The organism is Streptomyces altiplanensis (assembly GCF_053591575.1).
This window is the reverse complement of record NZ_JBSFUB010000102.1, coordinates 1-24,503: the sequence shown is the minus strand read 5'-3', so window position 1 is coordinate 24,503 and position 24,503 is coordinate 1. Positions and strand designations below refer to the sequence as shown.

Genomic DNA, 24,503 nt, shown 5'->3' with positions numbered 1-24,503 from the left:
GGCGACAAGCTCCGCCAGGACCACGCCCTCGCCTACGCGTCCGACGCGAAGAAGGCCGGCATCGACATCAAGACCCAGGCCGTAGCCCGGCCGGCGCTCAGTCGACCTGGATGGCGAGCAGGCAGGCGTCGTCGTCGTGAACCGTGCGCGTGTAGTCGGCGATGATCCGCTCGACCGTCTCCCCGGGCGAAAGCCCCGCGTTGCCCGACAGGCGCCGGCTGAGATTGGTGATGCCTTCGGTGATGTCCTCGCCCCGGCGTTCGACCACGCCGTCGGTGTACAGGAGCAGAAGGTCGCCGCTGTGCAGCGGAACCGACGCGGTCTCGTACGCGTACCCGGGCATCAGGCCGAGCAGCGGGCCCAGGTGCTCCGACGGCAGAGGGGCCACCTCGTTCCCCCGCCGCAGCAGTGGGGGCGGATGGCCCGCGCACGCCCAGCGCAGGACGTGGTCGTGGTCGATGTGTCCGGTGACCATGGTCGCGGTCATCGCCGAGGGGTCGCCGCACACCAGCGTGTTCAGCCAGGTCGTCATCTCGCCGGCCGACGCGCCCGTCTGGGCGAGTCCGGCCAGGGCGTGGCGCTGCTGGGCCATCCGGGCCACGGCGTCGAGCCCGTGGCCGACCGCGTCACCGATGGCGACGAGTGCCCGCCCGTCCGACAGGCGCCTGCACTTGTACCAGTCGCCGCCGACGGCCGCGTCCGCCTCGGCCGGCAGGTAGGCGGCGGCCACCGTCAGGCCCAGTTCGGCGAGTTCCGCGGTGTGTGTCGGCAGGAGCGCCTCACGCATGACCGAGGCGATGCGCTGTTCCGCCGCGGCCTGCTGGCGCAGCCGCTCCGTCTCGCGCTGGGTCTCCGCCAGACGGCGCCGGCCGCGCATCTGGGGTGTCAGGTCACGTGCCACGAGGTGTACGGCCCACGGACGCCCGTCGGTTCCCGCGACGGGCCTGCCGAGCAGGTCCAGGGTGCGTACTTCACCGAAGACACGGAAGCGGATGCGCGTCCAGGAGGGTTCCTCGCCGGCGAGGACGGAGGTGATCAGCTCGGCGAGCGCCGGCACTTCGCCGGGGAGCACCGCGTCGCAGAGTTCTGTCAGCGACCACGGCATCTGCGGATCGGTGCGGAAGATGCGGTGCAGCCCCTCCGACCAGTCGACGGCGCCGGAGAGGAGATCCCAGTGCCCCCATCCCATCGAGGCGATGTGCTGAGCGTCGAGGGTCAGGATCTCCGTATGACTGCGGGCGGGGACCCAGGTGATCAGCATCTGGTTGCCGCAGGCAGCGGCGTGGTACAGGAGCGGGGCGCGGAACAGCCGGCCGTGCCGCTCCTCCGTGTAGTCCACGGTCAGTCCCCTGAGGGCGCGCCCCGAGGTGAACACCGCGGTCAGCGCCGCCATCAGTCCGCTCGCCACGGCCCCGGGGCGGACCTCCAGGAGCCGCCGCCCCACCTGGCTGTCCGGCGCTTCGAGCCATTCCGCCGAGCGGACGTGGTTACCGGCGCGAATGACGAAGTCCGTGATCTCGCCGGTCTCGTCCTGGACCGGAGCCAGGAGCGCCGCCGAGACGGGGATGGCCGACAGGCCGGCGTGCAGGCCGGCCCAGGGGTCGCTGCCGGGCGTGTCGTACGGGCGGTCGTCACCGTCGTCACCGTCCGGGGCGCCCCCCTGCCCGGGCCGGTGGACGGCCGGCGGCTCGGGGCCGCCGGAGATGAAGGTCTCCAGGGACCGGTCGCCGAGGGACGGCGTGTGGGCGGAGGGGCTCGCGAGGGCCGGGGGCGCCTGCACCCGGCGCCGTACGTCCGCCCGCAACGCGGCGATCTCGCGTTCGATGAGTGCCTTCAGGCTCTCCGCGTCGTCCGGCAGGTCCGGCAGGCCGGGCAGGGGGAAGCTCACAAGACCGTCACCGCCCTGCCGCACCGGACGTTCACGATGATGGCCTCCCGGCGTCGCAGGTCAAGATCCGTCTTCCTCGATCGTAGGTTCCCCCTCGGACACGCGCGAACGCTCACCGCCGCCCCGCCGGGGCCATGGTCCCGGGACCATGGGGGGGGTGACGAAGGCCCCGGCCGGAAGGGACTTTCGTCCCGTGTCACTCACATTTCCGACGGAAACACCCAAACCAGGAAGATGGCGCCCCGCACCGCGCCGGACGGCCCGGCCGCCACCACGGGAGCACCACGGAAGGACGGGTATGCGCTGGATCGCGCTGGCCAGAGCTCGACTGAAGCGGACGACCGACGCGCTGTTCCCTCCCCGCACCTCGCCGGCGCCGGCCTCGGACGCGTTGCTCGTACGGGCGCCCGCCGGGGGCGAGTGCTGGAACTGCGTCGAGCGACGGCAGATCAGCTGGCGCATCACGGGGGGCCTCGGCCATCCGTGCAATGTCCTGCTGGAGCGCAGGACCGGGCATGAGCAGTGGTCGCCGGCCGCGGTGCTGGCCTCGCAGGTCGATCCGCGCGCGCTCGGTACGTCCGTCGTGGTGCCGGAGCTGCCCTCGGGGCCGTACCGGATACGCATCACCTCGCCCGAGCTGCCGTACGGCGCCTGCAGCCCGCCCCTGACGATCCGTACGGCCTAGAAGAGACCTCCGCTCCGGCATCTCACGACCCCGCGCAGGAAGCACCGCTGCGGCCGCGCCTGCCACCGGGACCCGGCGCCTTCTTCTCCCTATCGCGTTTGCGGCTCCTTGAGCCGGTACGGCTCGGACAGGGAGACCTCGGCCGGTTCTTGCGCGGTCCGTGCGATCACGACGACCACGGGCTCGTCCAGGCCCGTCCAGAGCTTCTTCGAGCCGGCCGTGCCGCCGCGCGCACCGGGGCGGCTACGAGTTCCCGGCCCCGCCGGAGGGGCCGGCGGGCCCCTCCGGCGGGAAGGGACCGTGATGACCGGCCACAGCACTGTTCAGCAGGCCTGGGCCGGGGGCCGAGCACCCCGGCCCTCCCCCGGACCGGTCAGCCGGCCGGCCAGGTAGCGCTGAAACTGCCACAGGGGACGTTCCAGGTGGGAGAAGCGGCCGGCCGAGGGCGCCGGGTCCGCGGCCAGCCCCCGTTGCACACCGCGGACGGCGACCAGGTCCTCCGCCTGGATCGCTTCGAGCTGCTCCCGCGAGCGCTGTACGTACGCGTCGAATCCCGGAAGTCCGCGCGCCCCGGCGGGCACCAGGACGCTCAGGATCGCGTCGTGACTGGTGGGGCCGGTCGGCATCCACCGCACAGAGGTGACGCTGTCCGGCAGGAGGACCAGCACGAGGTTGGGGAAGATCCCGGCGACGAGCATCCCCGGGTTCCTGTCACCGGCGATCCCCGGGACGAGCGCGGAGGATCCCTGGGCCCCGTACTCCGCCGGGTCCCGTTCCTCGGCCAGGAACGCCGCGGCTTCGGGGGCGAAGGGGGTGTGCATGGTGAACCAGCCGCCCTCGCACTCGTCGATCTCCGTGTTCCGGCCGGGCAGGACGGGTTCCAGGGTGGCCGCGTGGGTGCCCATGTGGTGGTAGTTCTCCGACCCGTTCTCCATCGCCACCTTCCAGTTCGCCGGAACCGCCTCCCAGGCGCTCTTGTGGGCGAGCGTCAGCTCTCCGAGGCCGTAGGGCGCCAGCTTCTCGTCCAGACCGGCCAGTTGCGGCGCGAGAGGTGCGGCGCCGGGGTCGGAATTGATCATGACGAAGCCGTTCCAGACCTCCACCCGGTGCCCGGGAAGACGGCACGCGCCGCGGTCGAACTCGACCTTGTTCATGAGCGGCGCACCGGCCAGCCGGCCCGCGAACTCGCCGTTCAGGCGGTAGGTCCAGGTGTGGTACGGACACTTCAGGCGCGGCAGGTTCCCGCGCTCGGGCGTGGTCTCGGCGGGCAGTACGTCCATGAAGCGGTGCCGGCAGACCCGCGAGAGGGCGTGCAGCTCACCGCCCTCGTCCCGGGTGACGACCAACGGCTCGTCCAGCACGTCGACCCGCAGGTAGTCGCCGGGCCGCGCGACCTCCTCGGCCCGTCCGACGCACAGCCAGTCGCGCCGGAAGACGAGGTCTTTCTCCAGGGCGAAGAATTCCGGCGAGGTGTACGCCCGCGTGGGCAGGGTCTCGCTGCGTTCCAGCGGCAGCCGTGCGACCCGCCCCAGCTCCCTCAGCAGTTCGTCCAGCTCCCGCGGGTGCCTTGTCCCGTACGTCGCCCCGTACGGCGCCCCGTGCGGGTTCGCTTCCAGCTCGGTCATGGTGGACCCCTTCCGTCCTATGGCCGCCGCCCGGGAACGTCTCCGTCCGACGACGTCGTGTCTTCGACGCCAGGCGGCCGAACGCACTCGGCGGATCGGCCCCGGGAGCGATACCCGCACTGCACACTTCGGATGACCCGGGCCGGTGTCCGTCGGCCCGAAGGGCGGGCACCCGGCCGAACAGCACGGTCAGGGCCCGCAGGCAGCGGCGAAACCTCGGCGACTCGTCGTAGGCGCGCTGACGCCGGGCACGGGCGGCCGGCCCGTACCACTGACGGCTGAGCTGCAGGGCGAACGGCTGTCCCGCCACCAGCGTGCCGAGGACCCAGAGTCCGATCAGCGTGGAGACACACGCGTCCTTGACCAGGAGGAATCTCGCTCCTCCGTCGAGGAGCGCCCCGGCCGCGCCCAGCAGGAGGAGCGCGACGACGAAGACGTCGAAGACGTCGGCCCGCCTTCGGACGGCGAGGGTGACGACGAGCCTCACGGCCGGCGCCAGGCCGCTGACCAGCAGCGCCAGCCAGGACTGTGTTCCGGCGGCCCGCAGCCCGTAGAAGAGCACGAGCGGCATCACGAAGTTGACCAGTACCGGAGTGAGGGCGGCCGGCAGACTCGGCTCGCCCTGCTCCGCCGCTTTCCGGGAAGCCGCCGTCACCGACGGGCCCCTTCACGACGCGGGACCTCGCGATGCGGGACCTCGCGATGCGGCCCTTTTCGGTGCGGTTCTCATGGTGTCCCCGAGCTTTCGCCGGTGGGTCTCCGCCGGATCCACCAAACCGGCGGGCCCGTGCACAGAACGCTACGAGCGGGGGCACCGCCCGGGTAACCACATCGCGGGCGATATCGGCGCTACATCCTTTGCGGTACGACTCCTCCCGGGTACGGCCATCGTGTTCTGGTACATCTCCGCGTAGGGCAGCGTCCGCCAGATCTGTTCCTGCCGCCACTTGGGCAGGCCGGCGTCGTCGCCCGCGTGGAGATCGCTCAGCAGGTGCACGGGGGCGAAGGCGGGGATCGCGGCCTCGTTCCAGTGGATGAAGATGCCGAGCTTGACCTCGTCGAACCAGCCGGGAACCGGCCTCGGGGGCGCGGCCGGGGCCGCCTCCTCCTCCCGCACGGCGCCGGCTTGCGCCTCCTGGGCCGCGCCGAGGGCGGCGGGGCCGAACGCGCCCGCCGTCGCGGTGCCGAGGAATCGGCGACGGCTGGGCCGGAACAAAGGCGGCGCTTGCCGCGCGGTACCGGATCCGGCGTCATATCCGCCGCCGTGTCCGCCGGTGGAGGGCGAGGCCATCCGTACGGCGCGGGAGACGTCATTCCGTACGGCGCAGGCGACGTCACCGGTCGCGTCCGGGTGCGGGGCGGATCTCGACGGCGGATCCGCCGTACTGCGGCCCCCTCCCCCTTGCGGGAGAACCACTGTTCTCCTAAGCTGCCACGGACCAGGGAGAACGATCGTTCTCCCGATGGTGAAGAGGAGAGTCATGACGGACAAGAGGCCACCGTTCCCGCCGTTCACCGCCGAGACCGCCCAGCAGAAGGTCAGGGCGGCCGAGGACGCGTGGAACAGCCGGGACCCCGAGCGGGTGTCCCTCGCTTATACCGAGGACTCCGAGTGGCGCAACCGCGACACGTTCCTCCGGGGACGCGCGGAGATCGTGGAATTCCTGCGCGGCAAGTGGGAGCGCGAGCAGGACTACCGTCTGCGCAAGGAGCTGTGGGCCTTCACGGACAACCGCATAGCCGTCCGTTTCGAGTACGAGTGGCACGACGGCGAGGGCCAGTGGTTCCGCAGCTATGGCAACGAGAACTGGGAGTTCGACGAGAACGGCCTGATGCGACGCCGCTACGCGAGCGTCAACGACCTCCCCGTCTCCGCGGACGAACGACGTATCGCCCTCTGACCCCAGCGGGTGCCTCCGGCCGGGCGGGAGGGGTCAGCCGGGCCACGTTCCGGTCAGGCGCCGCACGACGGTGGCGCCACCGCGGTCGACCATCGCCTTGACCGCGGCGAAGATCGCGCCCTGCAGGGTGGCGGAGATCACGACTTCCCGCCAGCCGCGCTCCTCGTCGGTGGCGTCGGGGGCGTCCTCGTCGTGGCCGACGACTTTCCACACCTGTTTGAAGACCGCGCCGGCGACGACACCGCTCACGGCGCCCAGGATCAGGCCGACCGGCTTGTAGGCGACCTTGGAGGCTTTCATCAGCACCTCCTCCCGCGTCGCACGGCGACGATCACGGCGAGCGCGGCCATGCCGACACCGGCGAGCACGAGCAGGTTGCGGGTGGTGTGCGTGCCCGCGCCCTCCGCCCGGCCTTCGCCCTCCGCCCGGCCTTCGCCCTCCGCCCGGCCTTCTCGCGCACCGGCCTGCGGGGTCTTGTCATGGATCTTCCGCCCCAGGGTGTGGGCGGTTTCGGTCAGCTGCTCATTGGCGGAGGCGGCCTTGCCCTGCACCAAGCCCTTGACCTTCGCCGCCTTCTGCTGCGCCTGCGCTTTCACGTCGGCCTTGGCGGCCAGCGCTTCGACCGTCCGGCCGAGCTCCTCCCGGGTCTGCTCCACCTGTGCCCGCAGTTCGTCGGGGTCGGGCGTGGAGCCGTTGTGCCGTGCCTTGTCCGTCATCGCCGTGCCCTCTCCTTGATCTCGGCCATGTCGGCCTTGACACTGTGGATGGCCTGCTCGGGAGCGGCAGGCGTGGCCCGGCCGACCTGTTTCTTGCCGACGGCGGCGAGTACGGCCGTCACCACGAGCAAAAGGCCGGTGACGACCAGGGCGGCGAGCCACAACGGCCAGACCAGGTCCAGGGCCACGATCGCGGTGGCCGCCATTGCCTGCAGGGCGATGAAACCGACTACGCCGGCTCCGCCCAGCAGGCCGCCACCGAGCCCGAACCGCTTGCCCTTCTGCTGCATTTCGGCCTGCGCCAGCCGCAACTCCTGCCGCATCAGCCGGGAGATCTGCTCCGATGCATGTTTCACCAGCTCACCGACCGATTCTTCGGCTTCCCTGGGGGGCGGGTAGTCAGCTGACGTGCTCATCGTCGTGCCTGCCTTTCGCTGCTCGGCCTTCCGGGGCCTGTCCACACAAGTGGTAGTCCTTACTGCGCCCGCCCGCCAGCCGACAGCCGGCCCGGCGGTCAGTCGCGCGCCCGTGTCGTCGACGCACTACGACAAGGCACGCAGCAGGCGCGGCGCATGATGCACCAGCACGGCACCGCCCACACCGATGGCCGCGCCGGCCGCCACGTCACTGGGGTCATGAGCGCCGGTGTGGACGCGTTCCAGGGCCACCATCACGGTGGGAACCGAGGCGGCCGCCCCCAGCCACGGCGAGGTGAGGGCCACCGCGGTGGTGAAGCCCACGGCGGCTGCGGACTCCGCGGCCGGCAGTGCCCGCCGCGCCCGGAGCGAGTCCCAGGAGGCGATCCGGCTGGTCAGCCACCGGTGACGCGACGCGCGTCATGGAGGAGGCGCACGAACGCCTGCCCGGGCCGTGCGGTACGAACTTCCCGGTTCGCCTGCCCCGACACGGTCATTCATTGCCCATCTGCTTGCGGTCCTGGTCACTCCACTTGCGCGTGTCCCGCGGCTCGACGTAGGGCTCGTCATCGGCGGGGTGGCCACCGATGACGGCGCGCTCACGGGCCATCTCCGCGTCGAACTCCAGACCGAGCAGGATCGCCAGGTTCGTGATCCACAGCCACACCAGGAAGATGATCACTCCGGCGAGGGTGCCGTAGGTCTTGTTGTACGAACCGAAGTTCGCCACGTACAGAGCGAAGCCCGCCGAGGCGATCATCCAGATCACGAGGGCGAGGAAACTGCCCGGGGTGACCCACTTGAAACCGCGGCCCCTGGCGTTCGGCGACGCCCAGTACAGGAGCGCGATCATGATGGTGACCAGGAGTACCAGAACCGGCCACTTGGCGATCGACCAGACGGTCAGGGCGGTGTCCCCGACCCCCAGAGTCTTGCCCAACTGCCGGGCGAGACCGCCGGTGAACACCACGATCAGCGCGCTGACGCACGCCAGGAGCATCAGCACCAGCGTCAGGACCAGTCGCAACGGCGTGACCTTCCACGCCGGGCGGCCTTCGGGGATGTCGTAGACGGCATTGGACGTCCGGATGAAGGCGGCCACGTAGCCGGAGGCCGACCACAGCGCGCCCACAAGACCGACGATCGCCAGGATGGACCCGGTGCCACCACTGGCCTGCAGTTGCTCGACCGCGTTGGTGATGATGTCCCGGGCCGGGCCGGGCGTGAACTTCGTGAGGTTGTCCAGGATGCTTTTCGTCGCCGACTCACCCGCGATTCCCAGCAGCGAGACCAGCACCAGCAGTGCGGGGAACAGCGCCAGGATCCCGTAGTAGGTCAGCGCCGCGGCACGGTCGGTCAGCTCGTCGTCCTTGAACTCGGCCATCGTGCGACGGAGCACCGCCCCCCACGACTTCTTGCCCATCTCGGTGGGCCCGTCCGGAGCCTCGCGTTCCGCCCGGGGATCCGGTCCGGCACGGTTGCCGGGCTCCTCGTCCCCTCCGGCACCTGTCGGCCGGTGCCGGTCGTCTCCATGCCTGGGTTGCCACTTCGATGCCATGCCCTACGAGTAACCCCAAAGTTCCCGGTACGCATCTGGAGCCGAGCACGGCTATCAACATATTTATCCATAATTATCTGTCATTAAGGTGTTTCTCCGCGCTTCCGCCGGTTACCCGAGCCACTGACTCCAGAGGAAGCAGGAGGACCGAGATGATTACCCGAGAGCAGATTCCCGCGGTGCTGGACCACCCGGTCTACGACGCTCAGGGAAAGAAGATCGGCGACGCCAAGCACGTGTTCCTCGACGATGCCACCCACCAGCCGGACTGGGTCAGCGTCAAGACCGGCCTGTTCGGCACCAGCGAGTCGTTCGTCCCCATCCATGACGCCACCATGGTCGAGGACCATCTGGAGGTCCCGTATCCCAAGGACAGGGTGAAGGACGCCCCCAACGTCGACGTCGACGCCGGCGGCCACCTGTCGGAGGCCGAGGAGCGTCGCCTGTACGAGCACTACGGCATCGCGTGGGACGAGGCGTGGCAGCAGGCCAACCAGCCCGGCCAGGGTGGATGGGCCCACACCGGCACAGACACCGGCACAGACACCGGGACGCGCACCGGAGCCGACACCGGCACCGGCACCGGCACCGCCGGGTACGTCGACACCGGAGCGGCCGGCGGCGACGCCCGCACCCGGCCGTCCGGCGATGAGGCCATGACGCGTTCCGAAGAGGAGATGCACGTCGGCGTCGAGCGCCGCGAAACGGGGCGGGCACGGCTCCGTAAGTACGTGGTGACCGAAGAACAGCAGCAGACCGTCCCCGTGCGTCACGAGGAGGTCCGCGTGGAACGGGAGCCGATCACCGAAGCCAACCGGGACCAGGCTCTGTCCGGGCCGGAGATCTCCGAGTCCGAACACGAAGTCACCCTGCACGAGGAGCGGCCTGTCGTGGAGACCGAGGCGGTACCGGTCGAGCGGGTCCGCCTCACGCCCGAAGAGCACACGGACCAGGAAACGGTCGCGGGCAAGGTGCGCAAGGAGAGGATCGAGACCGAAGGCGACGACAAGGACGACGACCGCCGGCTCTGACCGCAGCGACCGCACATCCGCACCTCCCCGGATGCCCCGTCAGGTCCGTTCGGCACCACGCGTTGCCGCTCGTACTCCGCGAGGAACTGTGCGAGCGGCAATGCCGCCGGAGACCTCCGAAGGCACCGCGACGCAGGCCCGGCCGACAGCTGCGAACACTGCCGGGACAGCGAGAACGTGCGGAAGAAATCCTTTTGACTTCACCCTGTTTCATGATGACGATCCGGGTATGTCACACACTTTCGACGACCTTGTGTCCGAGGCGGAAGCCGTCTCGGTGGAGGGCTGGGACTTCTCCTGGCTCGAGGGCCGGGCCACCGAGCAGCGTCCCTCATGGGGATATCAGCGCACGATGAGTGAGCACTTGGCCCACGCGTCCGCCGCCCTCGACATCCAGACCGGCGGCGGAGAGGTCCTTGCCGGAGCACCGCAACTGCCACCGACGATGGTGGCCACGGAGTCCTGGCCGCCCAACCTCGCCAAGGCCACCAGGCTGCTGCACCCACGCGGCGCGGTCGTGGTGGCCGACGACGACGAACCGCCGCTGCCCTTCGCCGACGCCGCCTTCGACCTGGTGACCAGCCGTCACCCGGTAACGGTGTGGTGGCAGGAGATCGCCCGCGTGCTCCAGGGCGGCGGCACGTACCTGGCCCAGCACGTCGGCCACTCCAGCGTCTTCGAGCTGGTCGAATACTTCCTCGGGCCGCAGTCCGAGGAAGTCCGCCGCAGTCGTCACCCGGACGACGAACGCCGGGACGCCGAGGCTGCCGGCCTGGAGATTGCCGACTTGCGGTTCGAGCGGCTGCGGACCGAGTTCTTCGACGTCGGCGCGGTGATCTACTTCCTTCGGAAGGTGATCTGGATGGTTCCCGGCTTCACCGTCGACCGGTACCGCGACCGGTTGCGGGAGCTGCACGACAAGATCGAGAGCGAGGGGCCGTTCGTGGCCCACTCAACCCGTTTCCTCATCAAGGCCCGTAAGCCCGCCTGATGCGTCCGGTGCGTCCGGTGCGTCCGGCATGACCGATGCGGCGTACGGGCAGCACCGGGACCCGCACAGCACACCGGACGGGATCCGGACCGGCGAGCACACGGCCGGCATGGGACGCTTCTGCCCCTCTTGTCGCCTCTGTCATCCGCCGAACACACCGGCGCTGTGCAGATAGAGAGCGACCACCCCGGCCACGCAGACAAGGACCACCCAAGAGCTGAAGCCCGTGTGTCTCCCTCTCGGCCGGGGCTTGCCGGACCGCCCGGACCGTTTCGGCCGACCGGACCGACCAGCGCTTGACGGATCCGGCACTCGCGCCGTCGCGTCGGCGGCGGTCTCGGCGAGCAGGCGACGGCAGGTCGCGGCGAGCTCGCCCGTCCCGGCGGCAAGGGGCACGATCGCCTCCGAACGCGCCGGGGCCGTGGTGCCGCCGTCGAGGAGGCGGCCCGCGCGGACGAGGACCTCGCCCCGGCCCCCCGCGGGAGCAAGGCTGATCCAGCGTCCCACGTGCTCGCCCCGGATCACCACGCCCCCGGCCCGGTCCCGGTACACGGTGCGTTCTCGCCACAGCACCTCGGCCAACTCGTCGGCTATGTCCTTCAGTTGCCCACTCATTCCTCCCCCTTCGCCGTACGGGACTCGATCAAGCACCGCACTCTAGCGACAGGTACGCACCAAGTCCGCCGTCGGGGGCCGCTCGGGCATGGTGGTAACGGGGTTCGGGGGCCGAGCCTTCGCGGCCCGGGCAACAGCAGCAGGCACGCACCGTGCAGGAACGGCCTGGAACGGCTTGGAACGGCCTGCCGGCCGGCCCGCGGCCGCCCGTCGCACGGAACGGGACGGCCGTTCGGTCACCGGGACCGGGAGGGGCGGGACGTGAAGCCGCTCAGGGGTGCATTCGCGCGCCCTTGAGAACCTTGTCCACCGCGTTACGCGGCCCGTAAACGGCCATCCCCACCAGGTCGAGCCCGTCCTTGCCCACGGCCCGTACAGCCGCCCGGTTGTCCCGGTCGTTGCCCGTGCCGAACAGGTCCGACGTGAACACGGCCCTCGGCAGCGACCGGGACAGCGCACGCCCGTGCGCGGCGGTCAGCGTCTCCTTCGCCCCCTCGAAGACCAGCACGGGCTGGCGGAACATCGGCAGATACGCGGTGTCGTCGGCGTCCGCGTACGGCTCGCCGATCACCTCGGGTGATGCCGTGCCGAGCCCGCTGACCAGGAAGGCGGTCACATTCAGCCGCTGCCAGGACTCGAGGTCGTCGCGCAGCAGGACGGCGATCTTGGTGTCGAAGCGGACCGGCACGTTCTCAGACGTTGCGACGGTCTCGATCCCGGCGCCGGCTTCGATCTCGGTTTCGGTCTCGGTCTCGGTCTCGGTTCTCATGCTTCGAGACTCCACGGTGCGCGCCTTCTCCGTCTTGTACGTTCTTTGCATGGTGCCCCGGCAGGAGATCTCCGCCTGGCGTCCGCAGGTCGCGGGTGTCGTAGAGGTCTTCCACGCCCACTTCACCGAGCACGCGTACCCCATGCACGTCCACGACGCCTGGACGCTGCTGATCGTCGACGACGGCGCGGTCCGCTACGACCTGGACCGCTACGAGCGCGGCACCCCGAGCGACACCGTGAGCCTCCTCCCGCCGCAGGTCCCGCACAACGGCTCACCCGCCACCCCTCACGGTTTCCACAAGCGCGTGCTCTACCTCGACATGACGCAGCTGGACGAGAGCTTCATCGGGCCGGCGGTGGACGGCCCGGACCTCACCGATCCCGTCCTGCGCAGACGCGTCGGGCAGTTGCACACGGCCCTCGCGAACCGGGGCGACGAGTTCGAGGCGGAGAGCCGTCTGGCCCTCATCAGCGAGCGGCTGCGCGGACATCTGCGCCCCAGGGCGGCCTTCGGCAGCGCGGAGCCCGACCGCGGCGTCGCCCAGAGCCTGCGCGACCTCCTCGACGAGCGACTGCTCGAAGGCATCGCCCTGGAAGAGGCCGCGCGCCTGGTGCACGCCCACCCCACTCATCTCGTACGTGCCTTCAGTGGTGCCTTCGGCATTGCCCCGCATCAGTACGTGACGTCCCGCCGCGTCGACCTGGCTCGCCGTCTGCTGCTCGGCGGACAGCCGCCGGGCGAGGTGGCGACCGCCGCCGGCTTCTACGACCAGTCCCACCTCACCCGGCACTTCAAGCGGGTCGTGGGCACCACCCCGGGCCGGTACGCCCGTACCGGAAGCGTCAACTGAGGCTGGAGTGCCCGCATTTGCTGCCGCGCCCCCTCTCCGGCTCCGGTCACACGCCGGCCTCCTCCCGTCGGCAGGGAGGGCCATGGCCGACGTCCCCGGGGATCTCGTTCGGCGGCTCCTTCGGACTCGCTCGAAGCATTCCGGTGGCGCCCCGGAGAGCGGCGGCGGTCAGGGACAGGTGGGGCCAGTGGGCGACATCGCGGCGCAGCTGCCGGTCATGGGAGGCCATCACCACGGCGGCGGACGTGGCTTCCAGGGCATGGGTGAGTTCGTCGACCAGGGTGATGGACAGGTGGTTGGTCGGTTCGTCCAGCAGCAGGACGTGCGGCCTGGAGGCCAGCGCCAGGGCCAGGTCCAGGCGGCGCTGCTGCCCAAGGGACAGCCGGCGCACCGGTTTGTCCAGGTCGCGGCGGGCCAGCAGCCCCAGTCCGTCAAGCGCCACCGTCCGGCTCTCGTCGAGCTGTCCGGCCGAGACGAGGGCCGCGAGGTGGGCCTCGTAGACCTCTCCCGCGCGGCGGTGGGCAGGATGCGCCGACTCCTGGCCCAGCAGCGCGATCCGGGCGTTGCGGGCGTGGTGCACCCGCCCCGCGTCCGGCTCCAGCCGTTTGGCCAGCACGGCGAGCAGGGTGGACTTGCCCGCACCGTTGGGCCCGGAGACCACCAGCCGGGAGCCGGACTCCAGCGTCACATCGGTCGGCTGGCACAGGCGGCCGGCGACGGTGACGTTCTCGGCGCGCACAAGGATGACCCCGGCGCGGGCGGGCAGCTCGGGCATGTCCAGGCTCAACGGCGGCTCGGGCAGGGACGCCTCATGCCGGGACAGGTCGTCCTGGCGCTGGTGCACCGAGCGCACCAGCCCCGCCGCGCGGGTGGCGCGCTGGTGCTTCCCGGTCCCTTTGCCGGGGCGCCAGCCGGTCACCAACCGGCTCTGCGCCGCGGCGAGGCTGTCGGCCAGACGCGCGTGTTCGGCCTGCTGTTGGGCGTACTCCTCCTCCCAGCGCCGGCGGCTCGCGCGACGGCCTGCCAGATATCCCTCGTAGCCGTCGCCGTATACGGCCGGGCGGCCGTCCCGGCTGGGGTCGAGGTCGAGAATCGTGGTGGCGACATCCTTCAGCAGGGCGCGATCATGACTGACCACCACCACGCCGCCGTCCCAATCCCGCAGACGGCCGGTCAGGTAGTCCAGGCCGGCCTGGTCGAGGTGGTTGGTCGGTTCGTCGAGCAGGAGGAAGTCGCAGGCGGCGCCGAGGAGGCAGGCCAGGCGCACCCGGTAACGCTGCCCGACGGACAGGTGTGCCAGCAGCCGGCTCCGGTCGGTCACCGCGCCGAGGGCTTCGAGGGCGACATCGACACGCCGATCGGCGTCCCACGCCTCCAGCGCCTCGGCCGCTTCCAGTGCCGCCTGGTACGACGCCTCCGCACCGGGGCGTTCCTCGGCGAGCGCGGCCGCGCCGGCGTCGAGGGCGGCCAGCGCGGCGCGGGCGTCGGCGAGGTGGGCATCGACGACATCGCCGACCGTACGGTCCGCGTCGGCCGCCATCTCCTGCTCCGCACTGCCCAGTGCTCCCGTTCGCCGCACCGAGCCGGCATCGGGGGCCAGCGCTTCGGCGAGCACGTGGACCAGCGTGGATTTGCCGCGGCCGTTCTCTCCGACCACCCCCCAGCGCGAACCGGGAGTAACGGTCATCTCGACGCCCGTGAGGACCGGGCGGCCTCCTCGGGCGAGGTGGACATCAGAAGCGACGAGCTGTGCGCGGGCACGAGCCGGGACGGTAAGAGGGGTGTTCATGACGCTCCGAACGGAGACACACTCCACCCGTGAAGCGGGGAGTGGATCTTCCTTGAACTGACGGGCGGCGGCCGGAAGCGGCCGATGGGCGCGACGAGCAACCCGCCGCCTCGGCTCCATCACGAGAGGCGGGTTGCGGCGTGCTCCGTCACAGGAAGTAGAAAGAACGCATGCGCCTATCATACCACGCGACGAACCGGACCGTCTCGTGCGCCCCGGCTTCGGATGGGAGCCGGTGAACGGGTTCGGAAGGAGCGGGTGCCGGCCGGCAAGGGAGTGGTGGCGGGGTTCAGAAGTGATCGGGGCACCACGGCGCGAGGGAAGCGCGGAAGAGCGCGTCGGCGGTGGCCGCGGCTCCGGGACGCAGCTCCTCGACCAGCCCTGCCCCCTTGAGCCGAGCGGCCGTCTCACCGCCCAGATAGAGCATGGCAAGGGTGGTCGCGTCCAGCGCCAGGTGAGCCGGGTCGTCGGTGGTGGTGACGTGTCCGGAGCCGTCGGCTGCCACGTGCAACTGCCAGCGGCCGTCGACATGCCCGTCCGGGTCGGCCACTTCGAGAACGAGGCGGCCTTCCGTGGCGTAGGTGCGGGCGGTGAGAGCGGCGGGAAGATCCAGCAGGCGCAGCCACAGGCAGTCGGCAGGGTGGGGAAGAGGGCGTACGGCACGGGCATCGGCCAGCAGAAGGGGCGCCGGGTCGTCGGGGGCCGCGTCGGGAACGTCGATCGTGTGCACCCAGTCCAGGGAGAGCAGATGCTGCCACAGAGCACGCAGCGCTTCGGGCGTGGTGGTGATCAGGTCGGTGACGGTCAGGGTGCTGTCGGGTACGCCGTCGGTCCACTTGCCGTCAACCCGGTAGGTCGCCAGTCCGCTCACCTGCCCGCGGACATCGCGGTACACGACGGCCGTGGGCTCGGCCCATGCCTCTCCGGGGCGGACCGACTCTCCGGTCCGCGCCTGCCAGTTCCAGTCCGGGCGGCTGACCGCTCCGGCCCGTGAGCGGCGCACCCGGTCGAAGAGGGCGGGCCCGAACCTTCGCACGTCCTCCATGGTGGCGGGCTGGAGGGTTCCGGTGCCGGCGGGGCCGGGGCGCAGGCCACGGCCGGCACGTACGTCGACGGTGAAGCCGCCGTGCCGGGTGGCCGGCGCGAATCCGTAACGGCCGTAGACACCGTACTCAGCGGAGTGCAGGACCGCCGCTGCCTCGCCGCGCGCCACCGCCGAGCGCAGGCCCTGAGCCATCATCGCCTTCAGCAGGCCGCGCCGGCGGTGAGTGGGAACGACGGAGATGCTGCTGATGCCGGCTACCGGGAGCATCGCTCCGCCCGGCACACTCAGGTCGAAGGAGATGCCACGGAACGTACCCACACATCGCCGGCCCTCATAGGCTCCCAGCCAGCGACCGGGCTCGAAGACCCGCTTGCGCCTCTCTGCGGACTCTGCCCGGTAGGGCATGAAGTTGCCGCTGCTGAACGCACGTCCCCACTCCTCGAGACCTGCCTCGGCTATCTCACGCACCGTCAGGGAGCCTGCCGCATCCGCCGCGTGTACGGCATGCGCTCCAACCCGTTCCACCGGCATCTCATCAGTCATCGAACGAGCCTAAGCCGTGGCCGGACAGCCCATGAGCCCTGGAATCCTGTGATCGTCAAGAGGAGGGCTGCTCACAAGGCGACTTCCTGCGACGCAGCCATGTGCGCAGGCCCCGGGACGTCTCCGGGACGAGCGGGGCCAGGGGGCGGCTGCTCTCCGGGCGCGGTGCGGGGCGGTGGGCGCGGGCCTCGTCCAGCAGCAGTGCGAGGCTCACCCGCTGCCAGAGGATCTCGTCGGGATCGTCGGCCGGCAGCAGCCGGTCCATGGCTTCGCGCACGGCGGGCGATTCACCGTGGCGCCCCACCAGCCCCGGCCGGAGTTTGCTGAGGTACGCGCGCTCGTAGGGGTCGTCGACGACCTCCGCGAACTGGACGGGGTCGAGGACGGAACTGGTGATCGCCGCCTGCTCCCACGGGTCTTCCGTCTGCCGCGTCAGCAGACCGAGGCGCCGGCCCCGCCAGTTGCGGGCACGGCGGTCCTCACCCGCGTCGAGCAGGGCACGCATCGTCTGCGGTGACCTGCCGGTGAGCAGACCGGGCTCGCGGTCGGCGAACTCCTTCAGTTCTTCGGCGAGGTACAGCCAGACGACCGCCCGGTAGCGATTCAGGCAGAACGTGACGGGAGTGATGTATCCGGTGCGGGCGAGCTTGCCGAACCGGACGGGGCTGATGCCCATCAACCGCGCACCCTCGGTGGTGCCTACGGTCCGCACCCGCTCACGCAGCGTTTCCTGGTTCCGGTCCGCCGCCCGAAGCCTGTCGATCTCCTCACGGGCGACCCGGCGGTGGCTGCCGTCCGCGTCAACCGTGGTGCGGATGTGGCCCAGCAAGGCACCAAGGTCCAACTCGCTGCGCTTCAGCCCGAGTTCTTGGGCGGCCCGGGACGCGGACAGCGGCCTGCCGGCCTGGGACACAGCAGCGGTGCGGTGTGCTTCTCGTACGGCCATGATCGTCTCCCCGTGAGATGCGAATACTCTCGGTGACGACCGTAGCCTGGACGGCGCGCTGCCCGCCCAGCCTGTGGACAACTTCCGGGCCGGGCGAGTAGGCGCAGGTCAGAGCTCGGTGTCTCTGGCGAGACCCGGCTGCCTGGCGGCAACCCCGAGGTGTTCGCCGACCCGGTTGACGAGCAGCGTCATCTCGTACGCGACCTGCCCGATGTCAGCTTCGGCGGCACTCAGCACGCACAGGCAGCTGCCGTCTCCCGCCGCGGTGACGAAGAGAACCCCCTCGTCGAACTCGACCATCGTCTGACGGACCTTGCCCGCCCGGAAGTGCCGGCCCGACCCCTTGGCGAGGCTGTGCAGTCCCGACGACACTGCGGCCAGGTGCTCGGCGTCCTCCCGCGCCAGGCCCGTGCTCGCCCCGGTCACCAGGCCGTCGTTGGACAGCACCAGCGCGTGCCGCACATGCTCGACCCTGTTTGCCAGGTCGTCCAGAAGCCAGTCAAGTCCTTTGTCCAGCGCCATGTTCCGGCCCTCCCCGTTCATCTGTTCCCCGTTGCCCCTGATCGAGGACCAGCCTTCCCCACTGACGTCGTCGCGGCAACCACGGGTTTCTTCTGGTGCCGCGGGCAGGGGGGAACGCGGGGCGGTTCAGCCCACCGTGCCGAGCAGCCGGGCGGTGTGCGTCCTTCCGGCGTACTCGACGAAGCGCATCGTCCAGATACCGGTGCCGATGGCGGTACCGATGGCGATGACGGACGCTGCGGTGGTCATTTCGTACGACAGGGCGAGGGCCGGCCGGAGGCGGCGTGGTCCAGGTGCCTCGTGACCCGGGGGCGCCGGTCCCGCAGGGGACGCACGCGGGGAGCGCCTTTCGAAAGCTGCCGGGATGTGGCAGAGGTGCGTTCCGGGAGGACGGGCCCACGCTCGGACCTGCGCACCGCACCTGCGGGGGAGCCGCCGGAGTTCCGGAGAACTGAGGGCGATGGAGGACGATGTGTGTATGGCCGACGACCACACGCACGTTCAGGAGTTCTTCACGGCCCGGGCCGCGGACTGGGACGCCCGGTTCCCGGACGACGGACCGGCCTACGCCGCCGCGGTGGCCCGCCTCGGGCTGCGGGCCGGTGACGCCGTGCTCGACGCCGGCTGCGGCACGGGGCGCGCACTGCCGTTCCTGCGCGACGCCGTGGGCCCCGGGGGTTCGGTGCTGGGCGCCGATGTGACACCGGCGATGCTGGAGGCGGCGGTGCACGCGGGCCGCCGTCGCGGCGCGCAGCTGCTGCTCGCCGATGTCGCACGGCTGCCCGTACGGACAGCGGCCCTGGACGCCGTCTTCGCGGCCGGGCTGATCGCGCACCTCCCCCGCCCCTCGGAGAATTTGCGCGAGCTGGCCAGGGCGGTGCGGCCCGGCGGCCTGCTGGCGCTGTTCCACCCCATCGGCCGGGCGGCCCTCGCGGCGCGCCAGGGGCGGCAGATCACCCCGGGCGACCTGCGGGCCGAGCCCAACCTCCGGGCGCTGCTGGAGCGTTCCGGGTGGCGGCTGACGTCGTACACCGACGAGAGCGACCGTTTCCTGGCGCTGGCCGTCCGCCGGGACTGAGCAAGCAGCCACACCGCGCCGGCCGGGTCACTCGGCGGCGGCGGCCGGGCGCTCGATGTGCGGAACCGGGCAGCCGCCCGTGCCGGGCTTCGGGAAAGTCCCCAGGTTCGCGACCGTGTAGCCGCCGGGGTAGCCCTTGATCTCGGGGTTCTGCCGGGCGTAGTGCGGCGTGCTGCGCGGTGGCATCAGGCGGACGGCGCGGGCGCGCAGCCGGAGGGCTCCCCTGACCAGCGCCCGCGCGGCGGGCGACGGGGTGTCGTAACGGAAGGTCCGCAGGAGCGTGTCGTCGAGGAGGGCGAGGCTCGCGCCGCGCACCAGCGACGCGAGGGGGCGCGGATACCAGGACGCCATGAGGGCGAGGGTCGCGTCCGAGACCCTGCGTGCCCCCTCGTCCCAGCCGAAGTGCTGCGCCTCGTAGGTGTCGAGGCAGCGTTCGAACTCCTCGTAGGACTGCGGGATGTCCTTGATGCCCATGTGCCTGCCGAGCGTGCGGTAGTAGGCGGCGGACGCCCGGAGCTCGTGGTCGGACAGCCGGCGCCAGCCGTAGGAGTCGATCCAGCGCTTCGGCACGACGACGAACGTGCACAGCACATAGCGCATGTCGTCGTTGCTGATGTCGTAGCTGCGGTGCATCTGGTTGATGCGGCGGATGGCGGTGCGGCCGTCCTCGGTGTCGAAGCCGTGCTCCACGACGGTGTCCAGGAGCAGCGCGGTGTCGTCGTAGCGCTTCTGCGAACGGTCGGTCAGCTCTGCCGTCTCGGCGAGGAGACGGCCGATGCCGGGGACCGCGTAGGTGCGGTAGAGGGCCAGCTCCAGGGCGCGTGTGTAGTCCCAGGGGAACTCGTACGTCGCGGTGAGCCGGTAGATCTCCAGGAAGTCCTTCTCCGGATCGAGTCGCCGGATCTCCCGCAGCCGGTCGTAACGCTTCAACGCACCGTCCCCCTTATGTCGCCCGGGCTCCAACTCTACGTTGGAAGGGCACACATGGACGGTTCGTGATCGAACCCCTCTGGAAGAAGGTGGTCCGGGTGCGGGACAGACTCCGGAAGCTCTTCGGGCCGCGTCGGGGCGGTGCGCCGCGTGCGCGCCCGGAAACGCGGCAGCACAACATCTTCGAGGCCGCTGCGGCCTATGTGTCCGCGTGCGCGGACGACGACGAGCCGCGTATCGAGGAGGCGGCGGGCTGGGTCTCGCCGGAGGCGCTCTCCTTCGGCGTCAACGAACTGGCCTGCCGCGCGGTCCTCACGCTCGCGCGGGAACGCGGCGAATCACCGCACACCGTGGCGCGTACGCTTCTCGGCCTCCCGGCGGCCTGACTGGGGCACTGTTCGCCGCGGGGCCTCGACTATGTGGAGACGGAGCCGCCGCCGGGGCGGGTGCGTTCGGCGTTCGCGTCCGGCGATGCCCGCACCCTGCGAGCCGACGGTCCCGGCTGGCCCGTGGTCGCCAGGACCGACGACATCGCCTTCGTGCTGCTGGACGACGAGCCGGGTGAAGTCATCCCGGTCGGCCGGGGGCCCGGACTGCCCGGCCGGGGCGCTCCGCGCAGCCGGGGCGGCCGGAAGACCGTCGGCGGGCTGAGCGGCGGACAGACGGTTCTCGTGTTTCGTGGACGGCGCCCATGCCGCGGCCCCGCGCAGTGTGGGCCGGGCCCATGGCCCTACCGGGTGGGACGACAGCACCATGTGGCGCTGCGCCCGTCCTCTTCCCCGCGAAACCGGAGGCTTCCCATGCGCCCGTCCAGAGGTGTCCCGCTCCTCGCCGCACTTCTCATGGTGCTGACCACCGTGGGCTCCGCGGGCGCCGCGCCCCGTGCCTCTGGCACCGATCCCTGTGCGCGGCAGAACCGGCCTGCCGTTCCGGGGGCGGAACATCAACGGGTGGCCTGTCTGCCCGACTTGACCACCGCGGGACTGGCCGGCACGGCGTACACCGACACCGCCGACCAGGTCGGGCTGTCCGCGAAGGGCACGAAGAACCCCTCCGGTGTGCCGGGCGTCCAGATCGACGGCTACTTCCCCGACGATTCGCGCTTCAACGCCACCCACGGGTGGCGGCACGACGCGCAGTTCGTCATCCGGATGCCCGATCGCTGGAACGGCGGCCTGGTCGTCACGGGAGCGCCCGGGACGCGCAAGCAGTACGCGACCGACGCGCTCATCTCCGACCAGGTGCTGGCGCAGGGCTATGCGTACGCGGCGACCGACAAGGGCAACAGCGGTCCCGACTTCTTCACGGACGGCAGGAGGCCCGGTGACGCGGTGGCGGAGTGGAACCGGCGTACCACGGAGCTGACGCGCGCGGCACGCAGGACCGTCGCCCGGTGGTACGGGCACGCACCGCGACGCACGTACATGACGGGCATCTCCAACGGCGGTTACCTGACCCGCTGGCAGCTCGAGAACCATCCCGGGCTCTACGACGGCGGGGTGGACTGGGAGGGCGCCCTGTGGACCGCCGACGGCGGCGGTCTCCTCGGCTCCCTGCCGGTCACCGTGGCGCGGAGCCTCGGCCGGGCCACGGACGAGGATCTCCTGAAGGCCGGTTTCGCGCCGGGCTCGCAGTTCCTGTGGCCGTACCACGAGAAGGCGTACTGGGGGCTGACGCAGAAGATCTACCGCGCGGAGTTCGACCCGTCGTACGACCCCGCCTGTCCCGGTTCCTCGGCGGGTACGACGCTGCCGGAGATCCTTGCGCCCTGCGCGTCGGACGCGGAGTACGACTACGCCGCGCGCCCCGGGTCCGTACACCGCGCGGTGCAGCGGGTCGCGCTGACGGGACGGATCGGCAAACCGCTGATCACGCTGCACGGCGACCTCGACACGCTGCTGCCGATCGCCACAGGCTCCGACGTGTACGAGCGGATGGTGACGGGGCAGGGCCGGTCCCGGCTGCACCGCTACTACACCGTCGAGGGCGGCACCCATGTCGACTCGCTCTACGACACGTACCCCGAGCGGCTGCGGCCGGTCCTGCCCTGCTACCGCTCCGCTTTCACGGCGCTCGCCGCGTGGGTGGAGGACGGCAGCGCTCCGCCCGCGGACCGGACGATCGCCAGGCCCGCGGGCGGCGACGTGGTCAACTCCTGTGCGCTGGACTGAGCCGGGCCGCGGCTCAGACACGCTCCAGGGGGCGGTGCGGCTCCGCCGGCAGTACGGCCTCGATCCGGTCGCCGGGCCGCACCACCCCGCCCGTCCTGACGACGCTCATGACCCCGGCCTTGCGCACGACGTTGCCCTCCGCGTCCCGGCCGACGACCTGTCTCAGGAGGCCGTCCTGGAAGGCGTCGATCTGCAGGCAGGGGTTGCGCAGGCCGGTGATCTCGACGACCGCTTCCTCACCGAGGTGCAGAAGGGTGCCCCGCGGGAGCCCCAGAAGACCGATTCCGCTGGTGGTGATGTTCTCGCCGAGCTGGCCGGGCCCGACCGTGAAGCCTTCCTGGAGCAGCTCGGCGAAGAGCTCCTCGTGGATGAGGTGCACTTGGCGCAGGTTGGGCCGGGTGGGGTCCTGAGCGACCCGGGAACGGTGCTTCACCGTCGTCCCCGCGTGCACATCGCCTTCCACGCCGAGCCCGGCCAGCAGCGTGACGCTGTCGCGGTTCGGCTTGGTGAACGTGTACTCGCCGTTGCTGCTGACCGCCCTGACTGTGCCGCCCATGGTGCGGAACCCCCTCTTCCGTGCCGGTACTCGGCCCTTCCGGGACCCTGGCCCGGCACGGTCCGGAGCCGGGTCAGCGGCCGATCTCCTTGCGTGAGACCCGGCGCAGCCTACGGCGCTGCGAGTTGTCCAGCATCAGATACGCCGCAACGGGTACGCCGATCATGACCAGCAGAGCGGGCCAGAACCCGATCAGCCAGATCAGGGCGACCCCCACCACCACGCCACCGGCGGCGACCTTCGCGCTCTTCGACATCTTCGACGCCTCCTTCGCGGCTGTTGCCGCTCATGTTCCGGTAACGTGCGCGTCCGCGCCACAGTTCCGCCGTACGGCCGCTAAACAGCGCCGCCGGCCTTGTCGGTCCTGTCGGTCCTGAGGGGCTCGCCGACCTCGTGCATGTGCGTCAGCGCCTGCCGGTACGAGTCGATCAGTCCTGTCTCCGTGTACGGCATACCCAGCGCCCGGCAGTGCGCACGCACCAGCGGCTGGACGAGCCGCAGATTCGGACGCGCCATGCTCGGGAAGAGGTGGTGCTCTATCTGGTAGTTCAGGCCGCCCAGGAACCAGTCGGTGAGTATCCCGCCGCGCACGTTGCGCGAGGTGACCACCTGCCGGCGCAGGTGGCCCCAGCGCTCGCCGTCGGGGTCGGGCATTTCCATCCCCTTGTGGTTGGGCGCGAAGGCCATGCCCAGGTGGAGACCGAACAGCGCGTGGTGCACCAGCGCGAAAACCACCGCCTTGCCCGGCGACATGACGGTGAACAGAAGCGCGAAGTAGCCGGCGAGGTGGGCCACGAGCAGCAGGCCCTCCAGCATGCGCTCGCGCACCGGCTGGCGGCGCAGGTACTGGAAACCGTAGATCTTCAGCGCGATGCCTTCGAGCAGCAGCATCAGGAAGAACAGACGCGCCTGGTTGCGGGTGAGCCAGCGGGCGAAACCTTCGCGCTGCTCTGCCTGTTTCTGGGTCCAGACAAGCGCCCCCACGCCGACGTCCGGGTCCTTGTCGATGTGGTTCGGGTTGGCGTGGTGGCGTACGTGCTTGTCGTTCCACCATGCCTGGTTCATACCGAGCAGCAGATTGCTGTGGACAAGGCTGATCACCAGGCTCACCCTGCGGTTGCCGGTTATCTGGGCGTGTCCCGCGTCGTGACCGACGAAGGCGGTACGGGCCCACAGCACGGTCAGGGGCAGGGCGAGCGGAAGCACCCACCAGGAGTCGCCGACGAGCACGACGCCGGTGACGACAGCGGCCAGGGCGAGCAGGTTGGCCGCGATCCCCAGCGCGTACCAGCCGACGCGGCGCTCCAGGAGCCCCTGTTCCCTGGCTGTCCGCAGGAGCGGAGCGAAATCGCTCCCGGAAGTGCCTGTCGTGGGTTCCGCGACGGCGGCGGCCTGGGGCATGGGGTCTCCGGTCTGTAGGACCTGGCTCTGACCTCATGAAACTATGCGCCGGGCTCCTCGACGACCATGGTGTGAACCCCCCTGTTCCGCTGGTGCAGGCACCAGCCCGCGGCAGTGGGGCCGGGTACACCGTCGGAGGCGGATGCAGTACCCTCGGCGACTTCGGGCCCAACTAGTCAAATTTGAGGGATTCAGCATCGCTGTGCACCGGCCTCCTGCGGCAACGCTCTCCGAGATCTCCGAACTCACCCGCTGCTCCGCGGTCTTCCTGCCCGCGGACCCGGCGCGCACCGGCAAGGTCGCCTTCTGGCACTCCGACGGCAGCGGGCCCCCCTCCCTCCCCGGCGCCGTCGAGGAGCTGACCGTCGTCACGGACGGCCGCCCTCGCGGGAATCCCTGCAACTGCTGGCGAACTGGGGCACCGATGTGGAGTACGCCGCATGAGTGACACGACGGTGACCCTGCGCCGGGCGG

The 24,503-nt window shown here is 70.8% G+C and carries 28 protein-coding genes and 2 pseudogenes; 10 read left to right on the top strand and 20 right to left on the bottom strand.

The window, feature by feature from the left end:
- Positions 1-97: 97 nt before the first annotated feature.
- Positions 98-1,888, bottom strand: coding sequence for a PP2C family protein-serine/threonine phosphatase (locus ACWD0Y_RS30540; protein ID WP_450263539.1), 1,791 nt, complete (start codon positions 1,886-1,888; stop codon positions 98-100).
- A 298-nt stretch (positions 1,889-2,186) separates the two neighbouring features.
- Between ACWD0Y_RS30540 and ACWD0Y_RS30535 the strand changes: the two genes are divergently transcribed.
- A complete protein-coding gene (locus ACWD0Y_RS30535) occupies positions 2,187-2,573 on the top strand; it encodes a hypothetical protein (protein ID WP_450263538.1) in 387 nt (128 codons plus the stop codon).
- A 323-nt stretch (positions 2,574-2,896) separates the two neighbouring features.
- On the opposite strand, the gene ACWD0Y_RS30530 is transcribed toward ACWD0Y_RS30535, so the two are convergent.
- The 3 genes and pseudogenes from ACWD0Y_RS30530 to ACWD0Y_RS30520 form a co-directional block, all read right to left on the bottom strand.
- Positions 2,897-4,198 (bottom strand): aromatic ring-hydroxylating oxygenase subunit alpha, encoded by a 1,302-nt coding sequence (locus tag ACWD0Y_RS30530; protein WP_450263537.1) that lies wholly within the window; start codon positions 4,196-4,198, stop codon positions 2,897-2,899.
- 181 nt (positions 4,199-4,379) lie between these two features.
- A pseudogene (locus ACWD0Y_RS30525) lies at positions 4,380-4,853 on the bottom strand (VC0807 family protein); the annotation flags it as partial.
- Between the two features lie 144 nt (positions 4,854-4,997).
- Positions 4,998-5,615, bottom strand: coding sequence for an alpha-L-fucosidase (locus ACWD0Y_RS30520; protein ID WP_450263536.1), 618 nt, complete (start codon positions 5,613-5,615; stop codon positions 4,998-5,000).
- A 64-nt stretch (positions 5,616-5,679) separates the two neighbouring features.
- On the opposite strand from ACWD0Y_RS30520, the gene ACWD0Y_RS30515 reads away from it, so the two are divergent.
- Positions 5,680-6,099 (top strand): nuclear transport factor 2 family protein, encoded by a 420-nt coding sequence (locus tag ACWD0Y_RS30515; protein ID WP_450263535.1) that lies wholly within the window; start codon positions 5,680-5,682, stop codon positions 6,097-6,099.
- Between the two features lie 33 nt (positions 6,100-6,132).
- Here the strand turns inward: ACWD0Y_RS30515 and ACWD0Y_RS30510 are convergent, their stop codons facing one another.
- The 5 genes from ACWD0Y_RS30510 to ACWD0Y_RS30490 all read right to left on the bottom strand — a co-directional run bounded on the left by ACWD0Y_RS30510 (position 6,133) and on the right by ACWD0Y_RS30490 (position 8,789).
- Positions 6,133-6,399, bottom strand: a complete 267-nt coding sequence (locus ACWD0Y_RS30510; protein ID WP_450263534.1) for a DUF4235 domain-containing protein — start codon at positions 6,397-6,399, stop codon at positions 6,133-6,135.
- A complete protein-coding gene (locus ACWD0Y_RS30505) occupies positions 6,399-6,815 on the bottom strand; it encodes a DUF3618 domain-containing protein (protein ID WP_450263533.1) in 417 nt (138 codons plus the stop codon). Before ACWD0Y_RS30505 ends, ACWD0Y_RS30510 begins: the two co-directional genes overlap by 1 nt.
- Positions 6,812-7,231, bottom strand: a complete 420-nt coding sequence (locus ACWD0Y_RS30500; RefSeq protein ID WP_450263532.1) for a phage holin family protein — start codon at positions 7,229-7,231, stop codon at positions 6,812-6,814. The genes ACWD0Y_RS30505 and ACWD0Y_RS30500 overlap by 4 nt, the downstream gene beginning before the upstream one ends.
- Before the next feature lie 126 nt (positions 7,232-7,357).
- Positions 7,358-7,582 (bottom strand): phosphatase PAP2 family protein, encoded by a 225-nt coding sequence (locus ACWD0Y_RS30495; RefSeq protein ID WP_450263541.1) that lies wholly within the window; start codon positions 7,580-7,582, stop codon positions 7,358-7,360.
- Positions 7,583-7,724: 142 nt separating this feature from the next.
- On the bottom strand, positions 7,725-8,789 hold the full coding sequence (locus ACWD0Y_RS30490) for a YihY/virulence factor BrkB family protein (protein ID WP_450263531.1): 1,065 nt from the start codon (positions 8,787-8,789) through the stop codon (positions 7,725-7,727).
- A gap of 152 nt (positions 8,790-8,941) precedes the next feature.
- Here ACWD0Y_RS30490 and ACWD0Y_RS30485 point away from each other — a divergent pair, with 152 nt between their 5' ends.
- Entirely contained in the window at positions 8,942-9,820 is an 879-nt protein-coding gene (locus ACWD0Y_RS30485; protein WP_450263530.1) for a DUF2382 domain-containing protein, read from the top strand.
- A gap of 229 nt (positions 9,821-10,049) precedes the next feature.
- Entirely contained in the window at positions 10,050-10,811 is a 762-nt protein-coding gene (locus ACWD0Y_RS30480) for a class I SAM-dependent methyltransferase (RefSeq protein WP_450263529.1), read from the top strand.
- Positions 10,812-10,952: 141 nt separating this feature from the next.
- Here the strand turns inward: ACWD0Y_RS30480 and ACWD0Y_RS30475 are convergent, their stop codons facing one another.
- Positions 10,953-11,426 (bottom strand): hypothetical protein, encoded by a 474-nt coding sequence (locus tag ACWD0Y_RS30475; RefSeq protein ID WP_450263528.1) that lies wholly within the window; start codon positions 11,424-11,426, stop codon positions 10,953-10,955.
- Between the two features lie 271 nt (positions 11,427-11,697).
- A complete protein-coding gene (locus tag ACWD0Y_RS30470) occupies positions 11,698-12,195 on the bottom strand; it encodes a DUF2000 family protein (RefSeq protein ID WP_450263527.1) in 498 nt (165 codons plus the stop codon).
- A gap of 49 nt (positions 12,196-12,244) precedes the next feature.
- Here ACWD0Y_RS30470 and ACWD0Y_RS30465 point away from each other — a divergent pair, with 49 nt between their 5' ends.
- A complete protein-coding gene (locus tag ACWD0Y_RS30465; RefSeq protein WP_450263526.1) occupies positions 12,245-13,048 on the top strand; it encodes an AraC family transcriptional regulator in 804 nt (267 codons plus the stop codon).
- 46 nt (positions 13,049-13,094) lie between these two features.
- Here the strand turns inward: ACWD0Y_RS30465 and ACWD0Y_RS30460 are convergent, their stop codons facing one another.
- The 5 genes from ACWD0Y_RS30460 to ACWD0Y_RS30440 form a co-directional block, all read right to left on the bottom strand.
- The gene (locus ACWD0Y_RS30460; RefSeq protein WP_450263525.1) at positions 13,095-14,837 is read right to left on the bottom strand and encodes an ABC-F family ATP-binding cassette domain-containing protein; all 1,743 of its coding nucleotides are present in this window, start codon (positions 14,835-14,837) and stop codon (positions 13,095-13,097) included.
- A 289-nt stretch (positions 14,838-15,126) separates the two neighbouring features.
- Complete coding sequence (locus ACWD0Y_RS30455; protein ID WP_450263524.1) at positions 15,127-16,425, bottom strand: GNAT family N-acetyltransferase; 1,299 nt, start codon at positions 16,423-16,425, stop codon at positions 15,127-15,129.
- A 55-nt stretch (positions 16,426-16,480) separates the two neighbouring features.
- Positions 16,481-17,371 (bottom strand): DUF6397 family protein, encoded by an 891-nt coding sequence (locus ACWD0Y_RS30450; protein WP_450263523.1) that lies wholly within the window; start codon positions 17,369-17,371, stop codon positions 16,481-16,483.
- Between the two features lie 108 nt (positions 17,372-17,479).
- On the bottom strand, positions 17,480-17,893 hold the full coding sequence (locus ACWD0Y_RS30445; protein ID WP_450263522.1) for a roadblock/LC7 domain-containing protein: 414 nt from the start codon (positions 17,891-17,893) through the stop codon (positions 17,480-17,482).
- Positions 17,894-18,019: 126 nt separating this feature from the next.
- On the bottom strand, positions 18,020-18,142 hold the full coding sequence (locus ACWD0Y_RS30440; RefSeq protein ID WP_450263521.1) for a hypothetical protein: 123 nt from the start codon (positions 18,140-18,142) through the stop codon (positions 18,020-18,022).
- A gap of 229 nt (positions 18,143-18,371) precedes the next feature.
- Here ACWD0Y_RS30440 and ACWD0Y_RS30435 point away from each other — a divergent pair, with 229 nt between their 5' ends.
- Positions 18,372-18,971, top strand: coding sequence for a class I SAM-dependent methyltransferase (locus tag ACWD0Y_RS30435; protein WP_450263520.1), 600 nt, complete (start codon positions 18,372-18,374; stop codon positions 18,969-18,971).
- 27 nt (positions 18,972-18,998) lie between these two features.
- Here ACWD0Y_RS30435 and ACWD0Y_RS30430 read toward each other — a convergent pair whose 3' ends face one another.
- The gene (locus tag ACWD0Y_RS30430; protein WP_450263519.1) at positions 18,999-19,901 is read right to left on the bottom strand and encodes an oxygenase MpaB family protein; all 903 of its coding nucleotides are present in this window, start codon (positions 19,899-19,901) and stop codon (positions 18,999-19,001) included.
- Positions 19,902-19,999: 98 nt separating this feature from the next.
- Here ACWD0Y_RS30430 and ACWD0Y_RS30425 point away from each other — a divergent pair, with 98 nt between their 5' ends.
- From ACWD0Y_RS30425 to ACWD0Y_RS30415, 3 genes and pseudogenes are all read left to right on the top strand, one after another.
- The gene (locus ACWD0Y_RS30425) at positions 20,000-20,287 is read left to right on the top strand and encodes a hypothetical protein (RefSeq protein ID WP_450263540.1); all 288 of its coding nucleotides are present in this window, start codon (positions 20,000-20,002) and stop codon (positions 20,285-20,287) included.
- A 30-nt stretch (positions 20,288-20,317) separates the two neighbouring features.
- Positions 20,318-20,503: pseudogene (locus ACWD0Y_RS30420) on the top strand (hypothetical protein); the annotation flags it as partial.
- A gap of 198 nt (positions 20,504-20,701) precedes the next feature.
- Positions 20,702-22,072: a tannase/feruloyl esterase family alpha/beta hydrolase gene (locus ACWD0Y_RS30415; RefSeq protein ID WP_450263518.1), complete on the top strand. Its 1,371-nt coding sequence runs from the start codon at positions 20,702-20,704 to the stop codon at positions 22,070-22,072.
- 13 nt (positions 22,073-22,085) lie between these two features.
- On the opposite strand, the gene ACWD0Y_RS30410 is transcribed toward ACWD0Y_RS30415, so the two are convergent.
- From ACWD0Y_RS30410 to ACWD0Y_RS30400, 3 genes are all read right to left on the bottom strand, one after another.
- A complete protein-coding gene (locus tag ACWD0Y_RS30410; protein WP_450263517.1) occupies positions 22,086-22,628 on the bottom strand; it encodes an MOSC domain-containing protein in 543 nt (180 codons plus the stop codon).
- Between the two features lie 73 nt (positions 22,629-22,701).
- Positions 22,702-22,884: a hypothetical protein gene (locus ACWD0Y_RS30405; RefSeq protein ID WP_093797421.1), complete on the bottom strand. Its 183-nt coding sequence runs from the start codon at positions 22,882-22,884 to the stop codon at positions 22,702-22,704.
- 80 nt (positions 22,885-22,964) lie between these two features.
- The gene (locus ACWD0Y_RS30400; protein WP_450263516.1) at positions 22,965-24,029 is read right to left on the bottom strand and encodes a fatty acid desaturase family protein; all 1,065 of its coding nucleotides are present in this window, start codon (positions 24,027-24,029) and stop codon (positions 22,965-22,967) included.
- Positions 24,030-24,231: 202 nt separating this feature from the next.
- Here ACWD0Y_RS30400 and ACWD0Y_RS30395 point away from each other — a divergent pair, with 202 nt between their 5' ends.
- Positions 24,232-24,477, top strand: coding sequence for a hypothetical protein (locus ACWD0Y_RS30395; protein WP_450263515.1), 246 nt, complete (start codon positions 24,232-24,234; stop codon positions 24,475-24,477).
- The last annotated feature ends 26 nt before the right edge of the window (positions 24,478-24,503 follow it).